The sequence below is a fragment of the Haloferax sp. Atlit-10N genome, from assembly GCF_003586325.1.
Lineage (GTDB): Archaea > Halobacteriota > Halobacteria > Halobacteriales > Haloferacaceae > Haloferax > Haloferax prahovense.
Genome location: NZ_PSYX01000002.1, coordinates 307976 through 325767, shown reverse-complemented (window position 1 = coordinate 325767; position 17792 = coordinate 307976). Strand labels below are relative to the sequence as shown.

The following is a 17792-nucleotide window of genomic DNA, read 5'->3' as shown; positions in this document are numbered from 1 at the left end:
AGTGGAGCAACGTAACCATGAGTAACTACTACGTCCGTCGGACGGCCAGGGTGTTCGCGACCATCTTCGCGGTCGCGACGCTCACGTTCGGGCTGATTCGCCTCCTTCCGGGCGGCCCCTTCACGCAGTTGCGCGCGCAACTGCTTCGGCAGGGCGTTCCGGCATCGGAGGTCGACGCCCGGATTTCGAACCTCCAGAACATCGACCCCAACGCGCCGCTCTGGCGGCAGTACCTGGACTACATGGGCGCCGTCGCTCAGGGGAACTTCGGCGAGTCGATCTCGCTGGGCGAACCGGTGGCGCAGATCATCGCCGAAGCGGTGCCGTGGACGGTGTTCGTCGTCCTGGTGTCGACGATTCTCATGTTCGCCGTCGGTATCTTCCTCGGGTCGTTACAGGCCTACTGGGAAGGCTCACGGTTCGACAAGGCGTTCAGTGGCCTCTCGATCGGCCTCATGTCCGTCCCCTTCTACGTCGTCGCCGTCATCTCACTGTACGTCTTCGCGTACCAGTGGGGATGGTTGCCGACGGCGGGAACGGTCGGGACCAACGTCGAGAAAGAACTGAGCGTCCCGTTCGTGCTCAGCGCGCTCGAACACAGTCTCTTGCCCATCTTCTCGTACACGCTGGGCGGGATCGGCGGGCAGGCGTTGGCCATGCGCGGGAACAGTATCCAGGTGCTCGGTAACGACTACGTCCGGGTCGCGAGACTCCGCGGACTCCCCGACCGCCGTATCGCGACTCGGTACGTGGCGAGGAACGCCATCCTTCCGATGTACACCGGGTTCCTGTTGCTCCTCGGATTCCGCCTGTCGGGGACCGTCATTCTGGAGCAGATATTCTCGTACACCGGACTCGGCTACTACATGTTCGCCGCGCTGAAGGCGAACGACTACCCGCTCATGATGGCGACGTTCCTCATCATCACCGTCGCGCTCATCGTCGGCGTCTATATCGCCGACCTGACCTACAGCAAGATCGACCCACGAATCAGTGCCGGAGGTTCTGATGAAGCGTACTGAGAGAGAAGAGTCCAGCGCAACGGAGTCCAGCGCAGTGGTTACCGACGGTGCCGGCGTCGACTGGCGGGGGTCGGCCTCGTCGTCGGTGACGGTGACTCGTGCGGAGCGACTTCGAGAGTTCTACGAGGAAACCGTCTTGAAACCGATGCTCGTCGCGTGGTCGGACAGCAGAACCCGACTCGGACTGCTCATCATCGGTTTCTACGTGTCGTTGGCGCTCGTGGCCGTCCTCGGTCTCTGGCGAGCGCCTTCGACGAGTCAGGCCCCTCGGTACCTGACGCTGTTCGAGAACATGCAGTACCCACTCGGGACGACTGCGTCGGGGACGGACCTCGCCGCACTCATCATCCACTCGACTCCAGACATCTTGCTGATGGTCACCTCGGGTGGACTCTGGGCGACCGGTATCGCCGTCCTCGTCGGGACCGTCGCTGGGTACAAGGGCGGTTCGGTCGGACGCGCGTTGATGTCGATATCGGACTTCGTCATGGCCATCCCCGGGCTCCCGCTGGTGATGATTCTCGCGATTACGTTCAATCCCAAGAACCCGATCCTGCTCGGAATCGTCATCAACATCAACTACTGGGCTGGCCTCGGCCGGTCGATCCATTCACAGGTGCTGACGATTCGGGAGAACAACTACGTCGAAGCCTCCCGGACGATGGGCGTGAGCACGCCGCGAATCATCCTGAAGGACGTGCTTCCGAACATCATGCCGTACGTGACGGTCAACTTCGTGTTCGCCGCGCGGTACGTCGTGTTCGCATCGATCGGACTGTTCTTCCTCGGCGTGTTGCCGTACTCCGACCAGAACTGGGGCGTCACCCTGAACTTCGCGTACAATGGTGGTGCCCTGTTCTCTTGGAGTGCCGCACACTGGCTTCTCGTCCCGATGGCCGCGATTATCGGCCTCTCGGTCGGACTCATCCTCCTCGGCCAGGGGATGGACCGCGTGTTCAACCCGCGCGTTCGGACTCGTCTGACGGGAGAATCAGCGTCGACCGCTTCGGCCGACGAGAAAGAGACCGGGATGACGGAGGTACTGTAGATGACTGCCAAACAGCGCGAAACGACGACCCCTACGACAGCTATGACGACAGACGACCCAATCATCGAGATCAACGACGCGGCCGTCACGTACGACGGCGGCGAGACGTTCGTGTTGGACCACGTGAGCATGTCGATCGAACGTGGCGAGATTCTCGGCATCGTGGGCGAGAGTGGAAGCGGCAAGTCGATGTTCGCCGACTCGATGCTGGACGCCATCCCCGACCCCGGGCGACTGTCCGGTGAGATACGCTACCACCGTGACGATGGGACCACAGTCGACGTGCTCGAACTCTCCGACGACGAACTTCGAGAGTTTCGGTGGGAGGAGGTGTCGATGGTCTTCCAGGGCGCGATGAGTTCGTTCAACCCGACGATGAAGATTGGCGGGCACTTCAGAGAGACGCTGAAGGCCCACGACGCCGATGTCACGTCGGGAATGGAGTTCGCCCGTGAACTCCTGTCTGACCTGTACCTCGACCCGGAGCGCGTGCTGACGTCGTACCCGCACGAACTCTCCGGCGGGATGCAGCAGCGGGCACTCATCGCCCTGTCGCTCGTTCTCGAACCCGAGGTGCTGGTGATGGACGAACCGACCGCCGCACTCGACCTCCTGATGCAGCGTTCGATTCTGACGCTCCTCGAGGACTTACAGGAAAAGTACGACCTGACGATGGTGTTCATCACCCACGACCTGCCGCTGGTCGCCGAACTCGCCGACCGGATGGCCGTCATGTACGCCTTCCAACTCATCGAGGTCGGCGACCGTGAGCAACTCATCGCGAATAGCGGGCACCCATACACGCGAGCGTTGCTCAATGCGACGCCCGACATCGAAGCGCCGCTCGAAGAGATGCGACCGATCGAGGGACAGAGTCCGGCACCCATCAACGTTCCACAGGGGTGCGCCTTCGCACCACGATGTCCACTTGCCACCGAAGAGTGCCGAGTTGAAGACCCGGCGTCCACGCAACTCGACGACGACCACGCCGTTGCCTGTCACTACGCTGAAGACGCACGAGACGAGATTGCGCTGCACTTCGACCGTTCCGAGGAGACCGTTCCGGTCTCGGGAGGTGATGGGTCGTGAGCCGTGTCGACGAATCGTCGACCGGGTTCGACCAGCACGACGAACCACTCATCTCACTCGAAAACGTCGAAGTCCACTTCGAAAAAGAGCAAGGACTGTCCGACCTCTTCGAGGAGCCAGACGTGGTCAAAGCGGTCGACGGCGTCTCGCTCGACATCGAGGAGAACGACGTCCTCGCACTCGTCGGGGAAAGCGGGTGTGGAAAGACCACCCTGGGCAAGACGACCATCGGGCTCCAGCGGCCGACGGGCGGGACAGTGACGTACAAGGGACAGGACATCTGGGCCGCCAAAGACGGCAACGGAGAGATACCGTTCGACGAGATTCGGTCGTCGCTCCAGATTATCCATCAGGACCCTGGGAGTTCGCTCAACCCCAATCGACGGATTCTGAACATCCTCGCAGAGCCGATTAAGCTCACTCACCCAGCGGTCGGGGCCAGCGAACGCCGCGAGCGGATTCACGCGCTTCTCGAGCGCGTCGGTATGAACCCCGCAGCAGACTTCGCAGACCGGTACCCACACCAGCTCAGCGGCGGGGAGAAACAGCGCGTGGCGCTCGCTCGCGCGCTCTTGATGAATCCCGACGTGATCCTCGCAGACGAGGCCATCAGCGCACTCGACGTCTCCTTACGGGTCGAAATGATGGACCTGATGCTCGATTTGCAGTCGGATTTCGACACCTCGTTCGTGTTCGTCTCGCACGACCTCTCGAACGCGCGGTACTTCGCGGAACACGGTGACGGTCGAATCGGTGTGATGTATCTCGGAAATCTGGTCGAAGTCGGTCCAGCAGAACAACTCATCGGCGACCCCAGTCACCCGTACACGAACGTCCTCCGCTGGGCGACGCCTAACTTGTCCCGACAGTCGGGTGAGGCTAGTGAGCCACCGATGCGGAAGATAGACATCCCAGACCCGGTCAACCCACCGAGCGGGTGCCGTTTCCACACGCGCTGTCCCGAAGCCCGTGAGGCGTGCCAAGAGGTAGTCCCACAACTCCAACAGTCCGGTGAGGCTGCCGGCCATCGCGTCGCCTGCTTCAGAGACGACCCGAACCACTCCTATTGGGATAGCGACCCGCTGACGGGGGAGGATGACTGATGTGAATGGGTGGTTGTCGCTTCCGCCTCACCCGCTGGTCACCGGTGCGAACCCGCCCTCCAATCTCGACCGAAACCGAGCCGATACCGTTCGAATCGGGAGCTTGATACTCTGTGCTTGATATGGAACCATATGGCACGCTTAGAGACGGTTGTCGACGTGATCTGCGACCAGCGTGACCGGTTTCCGCTGTTCGTCGCAATCGGCATCGTGATGGGGCTCCTGCTCGGGTTCTCGTTGTTGTATCTCGAACCGGGAACTGCCGCGTACGCGATCGCGCTCATCGACATTGGCCTCGTTGCAGTCACGGTGGTCGGATTTGGCGGCGGCTTTTGGCTCTGTACGAAGCGGTCCGTAGAGGAGTGATACGGTACTGGCGACGGCGATGAGCGCTCGGAGCGGACGAGCGGCCGGTCTCGCGAGAAACACGGAGTCAGCCGTGTATTGGAACTAGATATTCTCGTTTTATACCAAATTCAATATATTTAATTGTTGGCCTGATTCCTTCGAGGGTCTTCATCTGAAATAACAGCGTTCTGGGTGGTTCTCTCGTCAACGATACTCAACTTCGACAGCATAGTATTGATATTATCACACAATAATAATGGGTCGGTTGCTTCTTGGCGCTAAATTGGTTTGACGCCGTGAAGCTGCTCTGAGTACGTTCTACCTCCCCGAAAGAGGCACTTAATCACCCGTTTGACGCCATCCACGTCGTTGACCACCGGTATTGGGCTCAGTCCCGAACCTCCTGACCGACTCGATTCGACCACGTGAAGAGGATCTCCAAAAGAGCCCTTTTCACACGATTGAGTACCGTTTGACCGGGAATCCCCTCCTACGAGTGGATAGCACACGCCACAGACAATATTTTGATTACCATACAATTTTATGTGACTCGTACGGCCTCGGTAGTTAACTGACGAGCCCAGTTGGAGACGTTGTCGCCGAGTCCCTGAGTCACCTCAAGCAGACATAGAAATTTAATATTAACTTTGTTGATATTTTTCCAGCAGTCGGAACGGTCGGGTCCCATGGTAGCGAGCGCGTTGCTCGGTTCGGTGGGTGTCGGTGAGTCTGGCTCGTATCGGACCGCGACTCCGCCACCGCGTGAGTCGGACCGTCAGTCCAGTCGCGCTTCCAGCGACTCGACGAGCGAGTCGTTGCCGATGTAGACCGGGACGCGGTCGTGGATGCCGTCGGGCGTCCCCGAGAGGAGCGATTGCTCGCCGTCCGACGACCGCCCGCCCGCGCACTCGATGATGTAGCCGATGGGAAAGCCCTCGAACTGCTGTCGGAGTTTCCCGCTCGGTGCGTCGGTCTGTGCGGGGTACGCGAAGACGCCGCCGTAGTGGAGAATCTGGTTCACGTCACCGATCATCGACCCGCCGTAGCGGAGTTTCATCCCCTCGGTGCGCTCGGTCTCGCTGGCGAACGCCTCGAACTCGTCGAACCAGTGGTTGACGCGGCCGCCGAAACTGAAGATGGCGGGGTCGTCGGGCAGCGTCAACTCCTCGCGGAGCGGGCGCTTGATGCCCGATTCGAGGATGTACTCGCTGACGACGCCGTCGCGGGCGGCCACGAGCGTCGTCACCGGGCCGTAGAGGATGTAGCCAGCGGCGAGCAGGTTCTCGCCACCCGTGGGGAGCGGTTCGTCGTAGACGCTGTACAGCGTCCCCATCACGTTGTTCGGCTTCAGGTTCGTCGACCCGTCGAGCGGGTCGAGCGCGACGGACACGCCCTCGCCGATGTCGATGACGTCGGCGCGCTCCTCGCTGGCGTACTCGCCAACGCCGTCGAGGGGCCGGAGCCGCTTCAACAGCAGTTCGTCGGCGTAGGTGTCGGCTTCCAACTGGCGCTCGCCGCTCGGATTCGTGCCCTCCTCGTAGACGCGCCGGCCGGGCAGCCCCGCGCGAATCGACGGCGCGGCCGCACAGAGCGTCTCGACGACGGCGTCGACCACGTCGTCCTCCCGACTCGATTCGTCTGTCATGCGTTCGATACACCCTGCGGGGTCGCGGATGCGTCGAAGCGATTCGACGGGACGCCGACGGGCGGCGCGCGGACGGGCCTCGGAGTGGTCGTCATTACCTACAGATTCCGTGGACGGAGTATAGTTCTGTCCCCGAGCGTAAGCGTTGCACCGCGCCGACGACGGGGTTTGCGGCGGGTTTTCGGCTCGGGCGCTGTTGAAGTCCTCCGCTGGTGAAGGTTGTTGGACTCGTGCTGAATACAGGGTGCGAGTCGGCTATGAGTTCAGCACTCGATATGGGCAGAGCAAATCGCTACGTACACCCTCTATATTCAGCATACCTCACTACTCAATTCTCAATCATTTCAACAAGTCCAGAATTTCACAATCGGATATGCGAAAAGCCAAACATCGCTTCCCTGTACCATCAGTTAATGAGCGAGTCAAAAGACGCGGACGCGAGGCCAAAAATATCAGTTGCAGTTGTAGATAAGACGCACGCGAACGAGATTCCGGACAATATTGACTCTGAACTATATACGACAACAAGGCCTGAGTCATCGTTGGTTGAGTTTGCGGCTGACCCTGATGGGGAACTAGCAGAGGCACTCAGGCGAAACGGATTCGACGTCTGAGTTAATCCACTCGCACGCGCTACTGAACGGTTGGTTCAGCGTCGATACGATGGAATAAACGAAGGCTCCGTGAGAGATTACACCCTCTGTCTGTTGCACACTCCTTCTGACAGAACTTGACCGGTCATCGGTTGAAACTGGCGGCGTAGTGATACACCAGCGCCGGGTCAAGGAACATCAGGCATTCGGTAGAGAGAATAAATAGGTGAACAGAACAATCGAACTGCCAAACGTCAATGCTCCGTACAGAGGCAGAGACTTCCACGAGGGGGCTGGGCCGACCCAATTCGACACGAGAGTCCCGACTGCTGACAGTCCCAGAAGGCCGTACACGATTGGCATTCCTTCCATCGAGAGGTAGCCACCAATAACGTCCACAGCGATCGTTGTAGAAAGGAGTCCACAACAGACAGCGAGGATGCCAGCGGTGGCCCGTCGCGTAATCGTCAATCCCATACGAAGTTGTGACAATACTCTATAATAAATTCGTTGTCGCTCGGTGGAAACAGATTACCGAGCGGCGAACAGTCGTTCGAACACGACCGTCGGGAACCGCGGTTCGAGTCGGCTCGGCGGCCGGCCCTTCCGGTCGACGCGCTCCGCCGTGACCCGACGGGTGATGCCGTCTTCGGCGAGTTCGTAGAGGATCCGCTTGACCGTCGCCGCCGAGAGGTCGACCGACTTGGCGATGTGCTGACTCGTCGCCCGCACCGACTGCTGTTGGTCGGGTCGCAACGCGAGGAGTTCGTGAAGCACCTGCTGGCGGTTCTCCGGGAGCGCGAACACGCGGCCGAGCGAGACGCACGGGCGCGGCACCGCAGCGATTCCCGCGGCGGTGTCGGCCGCGGTGATGCTCTGGTGTCTGTTCCGAGTCGCCTCGTCGGCCGCGCCGAACAGCGCCGCGAGCGCGTCGTGGGCGTCGCCGTCGGCCCACTCGGCGATGTCGCGCGCGAGTCGGTGGTCGAGCGTCCGCTGGGACCCGGCCGACGACGCCCGGGTCATCAACACGTCGATGAGCACCTGACTCTGGTACGGTTCGAACTGAATCTCGCTGGCCGTGTAGTCGGTCAGCACCGTCTCGTCGGGCGACGAACGCCCGATGGCCAACCAACTGACCTTGCTCGGCAGTCCAGCACAGAGGTCGACGAACGCCTCGCCGTCGAGCGTCCCCGGCTCTTCGAGGTGGTCGACGGCGACGATGGCTCCCGTCTGCGGGCCGTCGAGCGTCGCTTTGAGCCGCGACTGGAGCGCCTCCGTCTTGATGCCTTGCTTCGGCACCGACTCGTCGACGAGCGCGGCGAGCACGGCGTGATAGAACGCGAACGCGCTCGTCGTCTCGCGCGCGTCGACGTAGACGAACCGCGGCGCGAACGTTGCCTGCACGCGGGTCGTCGTGTGAATGGCGGCGTTGTTGACGCTCGACACGCGGACGAGGCGGTCGAAAAGCGCCGTCACGACCGCCGACTTCCCCGACCCTTTGGGGCCGTAGACGTAGGCGTTCGGCGGGAGGTGGCCGTCGAACACCGGGTCGAGGTAGTCGAGTAATCGCTCCAACACCGGCCCGCAGTTCACCGGGTCGTCGATGTGCACGACCGGCGAGAGCGAATCGTAGTCGACGAGGAGGCGAGGCTCACCGTCACGGCGCTGCCGACGTTTGATCCTCGCTTCGATATCCATGTCGTGGATGATAGTTCCGAAATGGGAGGTATATCAGTTCTGACTGCTCACGGCAGCGGCACCGCGCCGGCCGTGGTGAAGACGCCCGCGATGGCGAGCAGGCCGAGGACGAACGTGGTCGTCACGATGGAGGCCGCGGGCGGGTCGAAGTGGGTGCTGCCGTGCGCGTAGAAGACGCGCTCGTACACCTCGCCGAGGACGCCGCCGAGGACGCCGAAGCCCGCACCGAGCACGAGCGCCACGGGGACGCTCGCGCCGTCGAGCATGGCCATGCTGGCGATGAACGTCGCCGGGAGGCTCATGTGGTGGGTGACCGGAATTTTCTCGACGCCGAGGTTCAAGAACAGCAGGCTCGTCGCGGAGATGCCGAACGGGATGAACAGGCTCCCCGTGCGCGCGAAGATGTACGCGCTGAGGATGCCAACGGCCATCCCGACGGCGGCAACGCCGCTCCACTTGTACTGGTGCGGGAGCCACGGCTCGACCGCGAGGCGGTACGAACCGCCGGTGGCAGTCCCACCGTCGGTCATCGCCTCGCGTTTTTTGCCCGTCTCGAACGGCGACACGTCGAGGAAGCCCTTGCCGCGGGGGGTTCCGACGAGTTCGTAGCCGAAGACGGCGCGGGCGAGCAGCGCGGTCAGGACGACGCCGACCGCGGGCGGGTCGAGCGGGAGCGCGAGGCCAGCAGAGGTCTGACGAATCGCCATCCCGATGACGCCGAAGACGCCGCCCACCGCGAGGATGTCCGGTCGGGTGCCGAGCGCGTACGCGATGTCCTTCGCGGGGTGGTAGTCGCCGTCGGCGGGCGCGGGCATACCGTCGTTCTTCGCGGCGTAGGCCGCGGCGGCGACGCCGCCCGCGAAGGCGACGTGGGGGCCGAAGACGGGGCCGAACGCCAGCGGGCCGACGATGCCGGCACCGTAGCCGCCCGCGGCGTCGGCGACGAGGCTACCGCCCCCGACGAACTCCGTGGAGACGACGTTGCCGGCCTCGCCGACGAGCACCATGATACCGGTGAAAATGAACGCCGGTAGCGCCCCGAGGGACGCGCCGAACATCCCGCCCGCGAACGAGGCGATGACGAGCACGAGGATGTCGATGGCTTCGAGGCCGAACACGATGGCCATCTCACTCGTCCCCCTCGGCTTCGTCTTCGCGCGCCCAGTCGAGCGAGCGGTCAACCGCGTCGTGCCAGCGGTCGTACATCTTGTCGACGCGCTCGGCGTCGGCTTCGGGCGAGAACTCTCGGTCGACCTGCCAGTTGTCGCGGAGTTCGTCCACGGTGTCCCAGTAGCCGACGGCGAGGCCGGCGGCGTACGCCGACCCGAGGGCGGTCGTCTCGTCGACCTCCGGCCGGGCGATGTCCGTCTGGATGATGTCGGACTGGAGCTGACAGAGGAAGTTGTTCTTGACCGCGCCGCCGTCGACGCGGAGCGCGTTCAGTTCGACGCCCGAGTCGGCCTCCATGGCCTCGGCCACGTCGCGGGTCTGGTAGGCGATGGATTCGAGCGTCGCGCGGACGAGATGCTCCTTCCGCGTGCCGCGGGTCATGCCGACGATGGTACCGCGGGCGCGGCCGTCCCAGTGGGGCGCGCCGAGGCCCGTGAACGCCGGGACCATGTAGACACCGTCCGTAGACTTCACGGAGCGAGCGAGCTCCGCCGTCTGGGCGGCGTTGTTGATGAGGTCGACGTCTTCGAGCCACTCGATGGCCGCGCCGGTGATGAAGATAGAGCCTTCGAGGGCGTACTGGACGGGCTCGCCGGAGAGTTGGAATCCGATGGTCGTCAGGAGGCCGTGGTCGGACGAGACCGCCTCGGTCCCGGTGTTCATGAGGTAGAACGAGCCGGTGCCGTAGGTGTTCTTCGCGTCGCCCTCGTCGAAGCAGGTCTGGCCGAACAGCGCGGCCTGCTGGTCGCCGAGCGCGCCCGCGACGGGGATTTCCGCGCCGAGGAAGCCGTCCGCGTCCGTGTGGCCGTAGAGGTCCTCGTCCGAGGACGGCCGGACCTCCGGAACCATCTCTTTGGGTACGTCGAACTCGGCGAGGAGGTCGTCGTCCCAGTCGAGCGCCTCGATGTCGTAGAGCATCGTCCGCGAGGCGTTCGACACGTCAGTGATGTGGTTGCCCGTCAGGTTGTAGATGAGCCACGCGTCGATGGTGCCCATCAGGAGTTCGCCCTCCTCCGCCCGACTACGGAGGTCGTCGCCGCGCGAACTCTGGAGCTTCAGCGGCTCCGCGTTGTCGAGAATCCACTCGACTTTCGTCGCCGAGAAGTAGGCGTCTGCTTCGAGGCCGGTCTTCTCGCGAATCCACTCGACTTTGTCTTCGGCCTGGAGCTCCTCGACGCGGTCGGTCGTCCGGCGGTCCTGCCAGACGAGCGCGTTGTGGACCGGCTTGCCCGTCTCGCGGTCCCAGACGATGGTCGTCTCGCGCTGGTTCGTGATGCCCAGCGCTTCGAGTTGCTCCGCGTCGAGGCCGGCGTCGGCCAGCCCGTCCGCGATGACCTGTTTCGTGTTCTCCCAGATTTCGAGGGGGTCGTGTTCGACCCAGCCCGGATTCGGGTAAATCTGCTCGTGTTTCTCGTAGGCGTTGCCGACGACCTGCCCGCTGTGATCGAAGATCATGAAGCGCGTTCCGGTCGTCCCCTGGTCGATCGAACCGACGTATGTGTCTACCATGTGTGTTCCGTGCCCTGCCCAATTTGTTATTGCTGGTGTGGTCTTACCAGTAAACAATATATTGAATCGTTATAAATATATCTCTCAGACTGATTTTCGTCGGTGACACTCGAGAAACGACTGTCGTTCGGGTGGGTACTCCGAGAACCCATAGACACTATAGAAGCGCGTTATTCCACGAATTCCCGGCCCATCCAGTGTTCATCCGAAAGCAACCGACGCTCGGCGACGAACGTATTCTTCACCGAGAACAATCACAGAATCAGTATGTTTACTAGCCATCCGCAGTGGGTAGTGTCGATTCGGTTCAGCTGTGCGAGCGAACGTGTTCGGGGTAATCGACTCGGTGGTCTCCCGCGAGGGACGATACGCATGGCAGACACCACCCTCGACGTGCGCGACCTTCCCCCGGTAGAGCGCCATCCGAAGATTCACGCCGCCTTCGACGACCTCGACGCCGGCGAGTCGCTGACGATTCTCAACGACCACGACCCCAAGCCGCTGTTCTACGAGATGCAGGCGGAAGTCGACGCCTTCGACGCCGACAACTACACCGTCGAACAGCGCGCCCCCGACGAGTTCGCGGCGACGTTCCCGAAGAAGTAGCGTCGCGGCCGCGGGTCGTGACCGCGCTTCCGACCCGCCACCCGCAGTTCTCCACCTCGACGAATATGTTCGGAGTCACCGGTAGGACTCCGCGCCGCGCTAGGTCGCGTATGAGCGCCATTCCCGCCGACATCGACACGGCTCGACAGCCACCGATGACGATTCCGCTCCGGCACTTCGTCGTCGCGCTCGGTCTCCTCGCGGCCGCGGTGGGCCTCCGGGTCGGCCTCGCCGTCGGCGTCGCTCCCGGTGCCGCCCGCCTCGCGCACGTCCACCTCCTCGTCGCGGGGTGGGTGTGCGTCACCATCATGGGCGCGATGACGCAGTTCGTCCCGGTCTGGTCCGGCGTCGACCTCTACTCCCGACGACTCGCGACCGCCCAACTGTGGGCCGTCGGCGTCGGTCTCGTCGGCCTCGCCGCGTGCTTCCTCCTCGGCGCGTTCGCGTGGCTCCCGGTCTTCGGTGCCGCCGCCCTCCTCGGCTTCTGGACGTTCGCTTACAACATCGCGCGCACGCTCTCTCGACTCGACGGGTTCGACGTGACCGAGCGCCATTTCGGCCTCGCAATCGGCGCGCTCGTGGTCGTCACCGCGCTCGGGTTCCTGCTCGCAGTCGACTTCACGCGGCCGCTTTTCGCCGGCGTCGGCGCGACCCACGGAACCGTCCGCGCGACCCACGTCACGCTCGCCGTCTTCGGGGTCGTCGTGACGACCGTCGTCGGCGCGCTCTACCAACTCGCGACGATGTTCACCCAGACGAAACTCCGCGGCGTCGACGTGTGGCTCCGCCGCGTCGAGGAAATCGGCTATCCGCTCGGCGTCGTCGCACTCGCCGGCGGGAGACTCGTCTCCGAGCCGACGCTCGCGCGGGTCGGCGGCGCACTCGTCGCTCTCTCGCTTCTCGGCGTCGCGGCGATTCTCGCCCGCCGCCTCGTCGAGTCGTCGGTCGACTGGACGCCCATGCTCACACGGTACGCCGTCGCGGCCGTCGCGCTCGCCGCCTGGGCCGTCCTGACGCTCCCCGCGTGGTTCGCAGACCCGCTGGCCGGGGACCGCTTGTTCGGCGCGTCGGGGGGCGACTCGCTGTTCCTCCTCGGGTTCGTCGGCTTCGTCGTGCTCGGGACGCTCTACCACGTCGTCCCCTTCATCATCTGGGTCCACCGCTACAGCGACCGCCTCGGCCTCGAACCCGTACCGATGCTCGACGACCTCTACAGCGACCGCCTCGCCCGCCTCGACTTCGCCCTCGTCGTCGCGGGCGTCACCGCCGTCGTCGCACACGGCCTCGTCGGACTCTCTCCGGCCGCTGAGACGTTGGGCTGGACGCTCATACTCGTCGGTGTCGCGGTGTTCGCCGCGAACCTCCTGCGGGTCATCTGGCTCCACAGCCCGCAGTCGCTGGTCGGCGGCGCAGTCGCGTCGGCCGCCGATGCGGACGACGGCGCGCACTGAGTCGGGTCGTCAGCGACGCGTCTCGCACTCCCTCACAGTCCGAAGAGTTCGGGAGCGAGGAAGAGAATCGCGAGCAGGCATGTCAGGACGAGAATCGCCGCAACGCGCAGGACGCCGGCTGCTCGTCGTCGGTGCTTCGGAAGCGATTCCGCGAGTCCGGACAGCGCAGTCCCGGCTATCATGAACAGCAGCCACCCGCCCGACAAAGACTGTTCCACGACCGCGTACTGCCAGTACAGACCCGAGAAGACGAGCGCGCCGCAGAGCTGGACGACTGGAAAGAGGCCGCCGGAGGGCTCGCTGAACACGGTTTCGTTCACAATGGAGGGCATCGAACGTGTCATCTCCCGCGACAGACAAAAGCGCCTGCATTCGCCACCCCGTTAGCCCTCGTTCTCACACTCAGACTCGCGCTCGCGCTCATTCGCTCCCGGTCGTGTCTCTCCCGAACAGGTTCGGCCGCAGGCTTACCGACGGCGCGGGCGACGACTCAGTCGTGATGCCAGAACACGCCGCGCTCGACGACCTTCCGGCACAGATGCACGCGCCCGTCTTCGAAACCGACAGACCGAAAACCGTCAGACTCCGCCTCGAGGCCGGCGACGAGGTGCCGGCGCACTCCCATCCCGGCTTCGACATCGTCTTCCACGTCGTCGACGGCCGGATGGAACTCGCGCTCGACAGCGAGACGCACGAGGTCGCGGCGGGGGAGTTGCTGCGGTTCGGCGGCGACCGCGACATCTCGCCGCGCGCGCCGGTTGATAGTAGCGCAGTGCTCGTGTTCGCGCCGGCTGACGACTGAACCGCGGGGTCACGACGAACGAAAAACGGACGCCTACTGTTTTTCGCCCGACAGCCGATTCAGCGCCGCCTCGAATCCCTCGGACAGCGACAGCGACTCCGGGTCCGACTCGTCGTCGCGCTCGTCCGTTGGCGTCCCGGCATCGGTGGTCGAGCCGTCCGTCTCCGCCTGCGCGTCGCCCGCGTCCATCGCGTCGAGTTCCGCGTTGATGGCGCCGGCCTGCTGGTGCATCGGCGCGACGCGGACCCGGACGCGGTCGTAGTCGTGGCGGTCGGCGAGGCCGTTCCACGCCCGGAACGCGCCGACGGTGAGCGTCTTCGACTGCGGGCAAAACGGCGTCGTCGGCGTGAACTCCGCGCGGAGGACCGACGGGTCGTCTCGGTCCTCCGCGTAGCGGAAGCCCGCGTTGGGGTGTCGTCGGTCGAGATTTAGTCGCGCGAGGTTGTAGCCGAACGTCACGTCGTAGACCCCGCGGTCTTCGAATAGTTCGCGGGCGACCCGGTGGACGGCGACGTGGTCGTCGCCGTCGAGGACGCGGTGACCGTCGAGGAAGGCGTCCGGGTCGGGCAGGTGCTCCGGGACGAACTGGTCGCTATCGTCGAAGCGGTCGGCCCGCGACCCGCCGCCGAACAGGGACGAAATGTCTGGCATAGTCCGAAATAGGGTCGCCACGGGCGTAGGCCCACCCCCGAACACGTTCACCACACTGTGCGGGGTGCCGGCGCTCCGGCTGGGTCGGAGCGGTCGACTACATACTGAACCGTCCACCCAGTCTCGAAGTGGCTTTATCTGCGGTCTACATCTACGGTACACCGCTTGCGGAACGATGAGTTCTAACCAATCGCTCGAAATTCTTGCCGTGGCTATTCTCTATCTGTGCGTGTTTGTGATGGTCGTCGGACCAGCTATCGAGTCGATACTCGGCTTTGAAACGCTCTCGATGGATGCCACAAGCGGCGTTGAACGCACATGGGACTTAGTCTCGAAACCACAGGGCTGGGTTCTCTGTCTCGGCTACGTCCCAGTTCATTTCGCGTACCTGTTCATCCGCGCACGACTCGCTGGCGAATCGGTTGACACCTACTGGGACTGACACGCCAAGATGTGTGAATACGCCCTCTACATCTTGCACGCACCTTCTGACAGACGTCGGGTGAGTCTCAGCAGGTGTGCTGAATCGAGTGCGCGCCTCGGTTGTGGGAAGGGAGCTACTGATGCGGACGAGCCACGCGTAGGACAAACAGCGAGGACGCGTCTCGGAACGCAGGTTACCGAAATATCGTCACGACAGAAGCTGCTTTGGACGCACTCATCTCCGATTTATTTGTCGCTGTATCCGGTCGCGAACGTCGTCCGCGGAGTCGTATATTTCGTTGTCGACCGAAGCGAGCACCTCGTCGAGGGGTTTCCACCCTCCTTGCGTTTCGACCTCGTAGTCGCCGTAGTTCTCGGCGAGTTGCTCCGTTGTGGTCGGATAGTCTTGAACTTCGAGTGCATCGTCGAGGTCCCCAAGTTCCTTCCCGGGTTTGGGTTCGTCGGCGCGGTCACGTGCCTCTTGGAGCGCTCGCTCGCGCTGGCGCTGTTCTTCGTTGGCCGCTTGCTTATCTCGTCCCTGTTTATCGTCTGGCATCCTTGGCTTCGCATTTTGAAAGCGAACGGCATAATGCTGTGGTCGGTTCTCGGTAGTCGCTTCCGACACACGGGTTCTGTCAGTCCCGGCGGGGTTCAACAGCGTCAGGTAGAAAACCGGTCAGTCCGGGGACTGCCGGCCGGTGCGATGGCGCTACTGCGGGTCAGGGTCGGGGTCGAATATCTCGGGGTCTTCCGGCCCTTCGGCGCGGACGACCGCCATACAGCCCTTGCGGACGACGCGGGACAGCGAGTGGTCGACGAGTTTGAAGTCGCCGGGGACGGGCGAACTCATCGTTGCGATGGTCGTGCTCCCCGGCGGCACTTGTCGCGTCTGGATGTGGGTCTGCGGGTCGGTCGTCAGCGACCCCTCGGGGTAGAGCGTCTCCCAGACGCTCCCGATGGGGTGGAAGCTACTGGAGAGGTTCGGCCCCCCGTCGACGAAGTACACCCGGACCGTCTCGTCGAGGCCGACCGTCGCGGCCGGCCCCCGACCGTTGGGCGTCCACGCGTACTTCTCGCCGTTCATGAGGACGTACGTCGGGTCCTCGTTCCGCATGGCCTCGTAGTCGAAGCTGTGTTGGCCCTCCTCGCCGGCGTCCTTGTCGGTGTAGAGTTCGTGCTGGCCGAGGTATATCTCGTGGTCGACCTCGGGCATCCCCTCCGGCGGTTCGACGAGGATGAGGCCGAACATCCCGGCGCTGATGTGCATGTCCATGTTCGGCACGGCGCAGTGGTAGATGTACGCGCCGGGGTAGGTGGCCTTGAACCGCAGGTGCGCCGTCTCGCCGGGGTTCGTCATCGTCGCTTCCGCGCCCCCGCCGGGGCCGGCGACCGCGTGGAAGTCGACGTTGTGCGGCATGGTGTTTTCCTCGGGGTTCTCGAACGTCACGTTCACCGTGTCGCCCTGCCGGACGCGGACGAGCGGGCCGGGAACCTGCCCGTTGTACGTCGTGTAGGTGAACGTCACACCGTCTTCGACCTCGGCTGTCACCTCCTCCGGCCGGAGCGTCACGTCGACTTCGGCGGGTTCGCGCCGGTCGATGGGACCGGGGATGTCCGTCGGGTCGGCCGCGACTTGGTCGACCAGATTCGTCGAACTCTGTTGTGTCGGTTCCTCCGTCTCGTCGAGCGACTGCGCGGCGGTCGGTGCGTCCGTCGCACAGCCGGCGAGCGAGGCGACGCCGCCGAGTCCGAGCCACTGGAGCGTCCGCCGCCGGGTCGTAGATAGCATCTGTGTCTCCCTCCAGTTGAATCGAGTGCCCGAACACGGGTATAAACGAACAATGGTTGTACGGTTGGGAGACGCACTCCGAACATCTTCGCGAGTCGTACCACGCCGCGAGACGCGAAGAAGCGCGGCCGCTTTCGAGCGCGTGAATCCCGAGAAGACGAACGGTCAGTTCAGTCGTCGCCGACGAAGCGGTCACGGCGGTACCGGCACTGCTCGCAGAAGAACTGCGCGAGTCCCGCTGGTTGTGTGCCGGTGAAGGCCATCTCGGAGCCGCAGTCAGGGCACCATTCGGAGTGGGTGGTATTCGTGTGGTCTGAACTCATACCACGTACAAACGCGTGAGGAGTTATTACATTAACGATTATGCCAAATTGCGCGCGATTGATACGTTTCGGGCCGCAGACGGGGCAACGCCGACGTTATCGAGGGGCACGCTGGAGGAGGATCGGTGACGGCGACGACTCAGGGTTCCCAAATCGCGGTGACGACGCCGTCGTCTCGCTCGGCGGAGCAGTAGGCGAACCCCCGGTCGTCGAGCTTCGGGTAGAGGAACTTCGGCTCGCGGTCGTTGAGCTGGACGAACACGGTGTCGCCGTCGAGTGCGGCGAGGCGGTTCATCGTCTCCGTGAGCGGTTCCGGCGGCGGCAGCTCCCGAACGTCGAGGAAGCTCACCGCTCGTTCGCTCGGTGCGTCGAGTCCGTCGAGGTACGCTTCGTGCTCCATACCGGTGTCGTGGGGCCGCCGGAGCAGGAAGTTCACCCCGAACGTGTTCGTCCCGTCGCCACCGGTCTTGCGGCCGAACGCGTTCGGGGTGTGGCTCACCTTTCACGCCCTCGAACCACCCG

At 63.6% G+C, this 17792-nt stretch carries 20 protein-coding genes; 10 read left to right on the top strand and 10 right to left on the bottom strand.

Going from position 1 to position 17792, the window contains the following annotated elements; genetic code table 11:
- Positions 1-17: 17 nt before the first annotated feature.
- The 5 genes from C5B91_RS08715 (at position 18) to C5B91_RS08695 (ending at position 4628) form a co-directional block, all read left to right on the top strand.
- A complete protein-coding gene (locus C5B91_RS08715; RefSeq protein ID WP_008096162.1) occupies positions 18-1022 on the top strand; it encodes an ABC transporter permease in 1005 nt (334 codons plus the stop codon).
- A 34-nt stretch (positions 1023-1056) separates the two neighbouring features.
- On the top strand, positions 1057-2070 hold the full coding sequence (locus tag C5B91_RS08710) for an ABC transporter permease (protein ID WP_008096163.1): 1014 nt from the start codon (positions 1057-1059) through the stop codon (positions 2068-2070).
- 42 nt (positions 2071-2112) lie between these two features.
- Complete coding sequence (locus tag C5B91_RS08705; protein ID WP_008096164.1) at positions 2113-3159, top strand: ABC transporter ATP-binding protein; 1047 nt, start codon at positions 2113-2115, stop codon at positions 3157-3159.
- Positions 3156-4262, top strand: a complete 1107-nt coding sequence (locus C5B91_RS08700; RefSeq protein ID WP_008096166.1) for an ABC transporter ATP-binding protein — start codon at positions 3156-3158, stop codon at positions 4260-4262. Before C5B91_RS08705 ends, C5B91_RS08700 begins: the two co-directional genes overlap by 4 nt.
- Before the next feature lie 132 nt (positions 4263-4394).
- Positions 4395-4628 (top strand): hypothetical protein, encoded by a 234-nt coding sequence (locus C5B91_RS08695; RefSeq protein WP_008096168.1) that lies wholly within the window; start codon positions 4395-4397, stop codon positions 4626-4628.
- 757 nt (positions 4629-5385) lie between these two features.
- On the opposite strand, the gene C5B91_RS08690 is transcribed toward C5B91_RS08695, so the two are convergent.
- Entirely contained in the window at positions 5386-6255 is an 870-nt protein-coding gene (locus C5B91_RS08690) for a class 1 fructose-bisphosphatase (RefSeq protein ID WP_115819683.1), read from the bottom strand.
- Positions 6256-6512: 257 nt separating this feature from the next.
- Here C5B91_RS08690 and C5B91_RS23075 point away from each other — a divergent pair, with 257 nt between their 5' ends.
- Positions 6513-6869, top strand: coding sequence for a hypothetical protein (locus tag C5B91_RS23075; RefSeq protein ID WP_394337647.1), 357 nt, complete (start codon positions 6513-6515; stop codon positions 6867-6869).
- Positions 6870-7379: 510 nt separating this feature from the next.
- On the opposite strand, the gene C5B91_RS08675 is transcribed toward C5B91_RS23075, so the two are convergent.
- The 3 genes from C5B91_RS08675 to glpK are packed head-to-tail and all read right to left on the bottom strand — an operon-like array spanning position 7380 to position 11225.
- The gene (locus tag C5B91_RS08675; RefSeq protein WP_008096173.1) at positions 7380-8546 is read right to left on the bottom strand and encodes a Cdc6/Cdc18 family protein; all 1167 of its coding nucleotides are present in this window, start codon (positions 8544-8546) and stop codon (positions 7380-7382) included.
- A gap of 47 nt (positions 8547-8593) precedes the next feature.
- Positions 8594-9673, bottom strand: coding sequence for a hypothetical protein (locus tag C5B91_RS08670; RefSeq protein ID WP_115819685.1), 1080 nt, complete (start codon positions 9671-9673; stop codon positions 8594-8596).
- Position 9674: 1 nt separating this feature from the next.
- A complete protein-coding gene (glpK, locus tag C5B91_RS08665; protein WP_008096177.1) occupies positions 9675-11225 on the bottom strand; it encodes a glycerol kinase GlpK in 1551 nt (516 codons plus the stop codon).
- 372 nt (positions 11226-11597) lie between these two features.
- Between glpK and C5B91_RS08660 the strand changes: the two genes are divergently transcribed.
- Together C5B91_RS08660 and C5B91_RS08655 are read left to right on the top strand one after the other, a co-directional pair.
- Positions 11598-11831, top strand: coding sequence for a DUF2249 domain-containing protein (locus C5B91_RS08660; protein WP_008096179.1), 234 nt, complete (start codon positions 11598-11600; stop codon positions 11829-11831).
- A gap of 110 nt (positions 11832-11941) precedes the next feature.
- Entirely contained in the window at positions 11942-13282 is a 1341-nt protein-coding gene (locus C5B91_RS08655; RefSeq protein WP_115819686.1) for a hypothetical protein, read from the top strand.
- 32 nt (positions 13283-13314) lie between these two features.
- Here the strand turns inward: C5B91_RS08655 and C5B91_RS08650 are convergent, their stop codons facing one another.
- The gene (locus C5B91_RS08650) at positions 13315-13614 is read right to left on the bottom strand and encodes a hypothetical protein (protein ID WP_049913653.1); all 300 of its coding nucleotides are present in this window, start codon (positions 13612-13614) and stop codon (positions 13315-13317) included.
- A 167-nt stretch (positions 13615-13781) separates the two neighbouring features.
- Between C5B91_RS08650 and C5B91_RS08645 the strand changes: the two genes are divergently transcribed.
- Entirely contained in the window at positions 13782-14084 is a 303-nt protein-coding gene (locus C5B91_RS08645) for a cupin domain-containing protein (protein WP_115819687.1), read from the top strand.
- Between the two features lie 33 nt (positions 14085-14117).
- Here C5B91_RS08645 and C5B91_RS08640 read toward each other — a convergent pair whose 3' ends face one another.
- On the bottom strand, positions 14118-14735 hold the full coding sequence (locus C5B91_RS08640) for a hypothetical protein (RefSeq protein ID WP_115819688.1): 618 nt from the start codon (positions 14733-14735) through the stop codon (positions 14118-14120).
- A gap of 175 nt (positions 14736-14910) precedes the next feature.
- Between C5B91_RS08640 and C5B91_RS08635 the strand changes: the two genes are divergently transcribed.
- Positions 14911-15177, top strand: a complete 267-nt coding sequence (locus C5B91_RS08635) for a hypothetical protein (RefSeq protein WP_049913654.1) — start codon at positions 14911-14913, stop codon at positions 15175-15177.
- Positions 15178-15393: 216 nt separating this feature from the next.
- On the opposite strand, the gene C5B91_RS08630 is transcribed toward C5B91_RS08635, so the two are convergent.
- The 4 genes from C5B91_RS08630 to C5B91_RS08620 all read right to left on the bottom strand — a co-directional run bounded on the left by C5B91_RS08630 (position 15394) and on the right by C5B91_RS08620 (position 17769).
- Positions 15394-15714, bottom strand: a complete 321-nt coding sequence (locus tag C5B91_RS08630) for a hypothetical protein (protein WP_049967487.1) — start codon at positions 15712-15714, stop codon at positions 15394-15396.
- Positions 15715-15867: 153 nt separating this feature from the next.
- Positions 15868-16947 carry a copper-containing nitrite reductase gene (gene nirK / locus C5B91_RS08625; RefSeq protein WP_008096192.1) on the bottom strand — a complete coding sequence of 360 codons (1080 nt, stop codon included), beginning with the start codon at positions 16945-16947 and terminating at the stop codon, positions 15868-15870.
- A gap of 170 nt (positions 16948-17117) precedes the next feature.
- A complete protein-coding gene (locus tag C5B91_RS22075) occupies positions 17118-17270 on the bottom strand; it encodes an HVO_2142 family zinc finger protein (protein ID WP_008096193.1) in 153 nt (50 codons plus the stop codon).
- Between the two features lie 139 nt (positions 17271-17409).
- Complete coding sequence (locus tag C5B91_RS08620; protein WP_008096194.1) at positions 17410-17769, bottom strand: DUF2249 domain-containing protein; 360 nt, start codon at positions 17767-17769, stop codon at positions 17410-17412.
- Between the last annotated feature and the right edge of the window lie 23 nt (positions 17770-17792).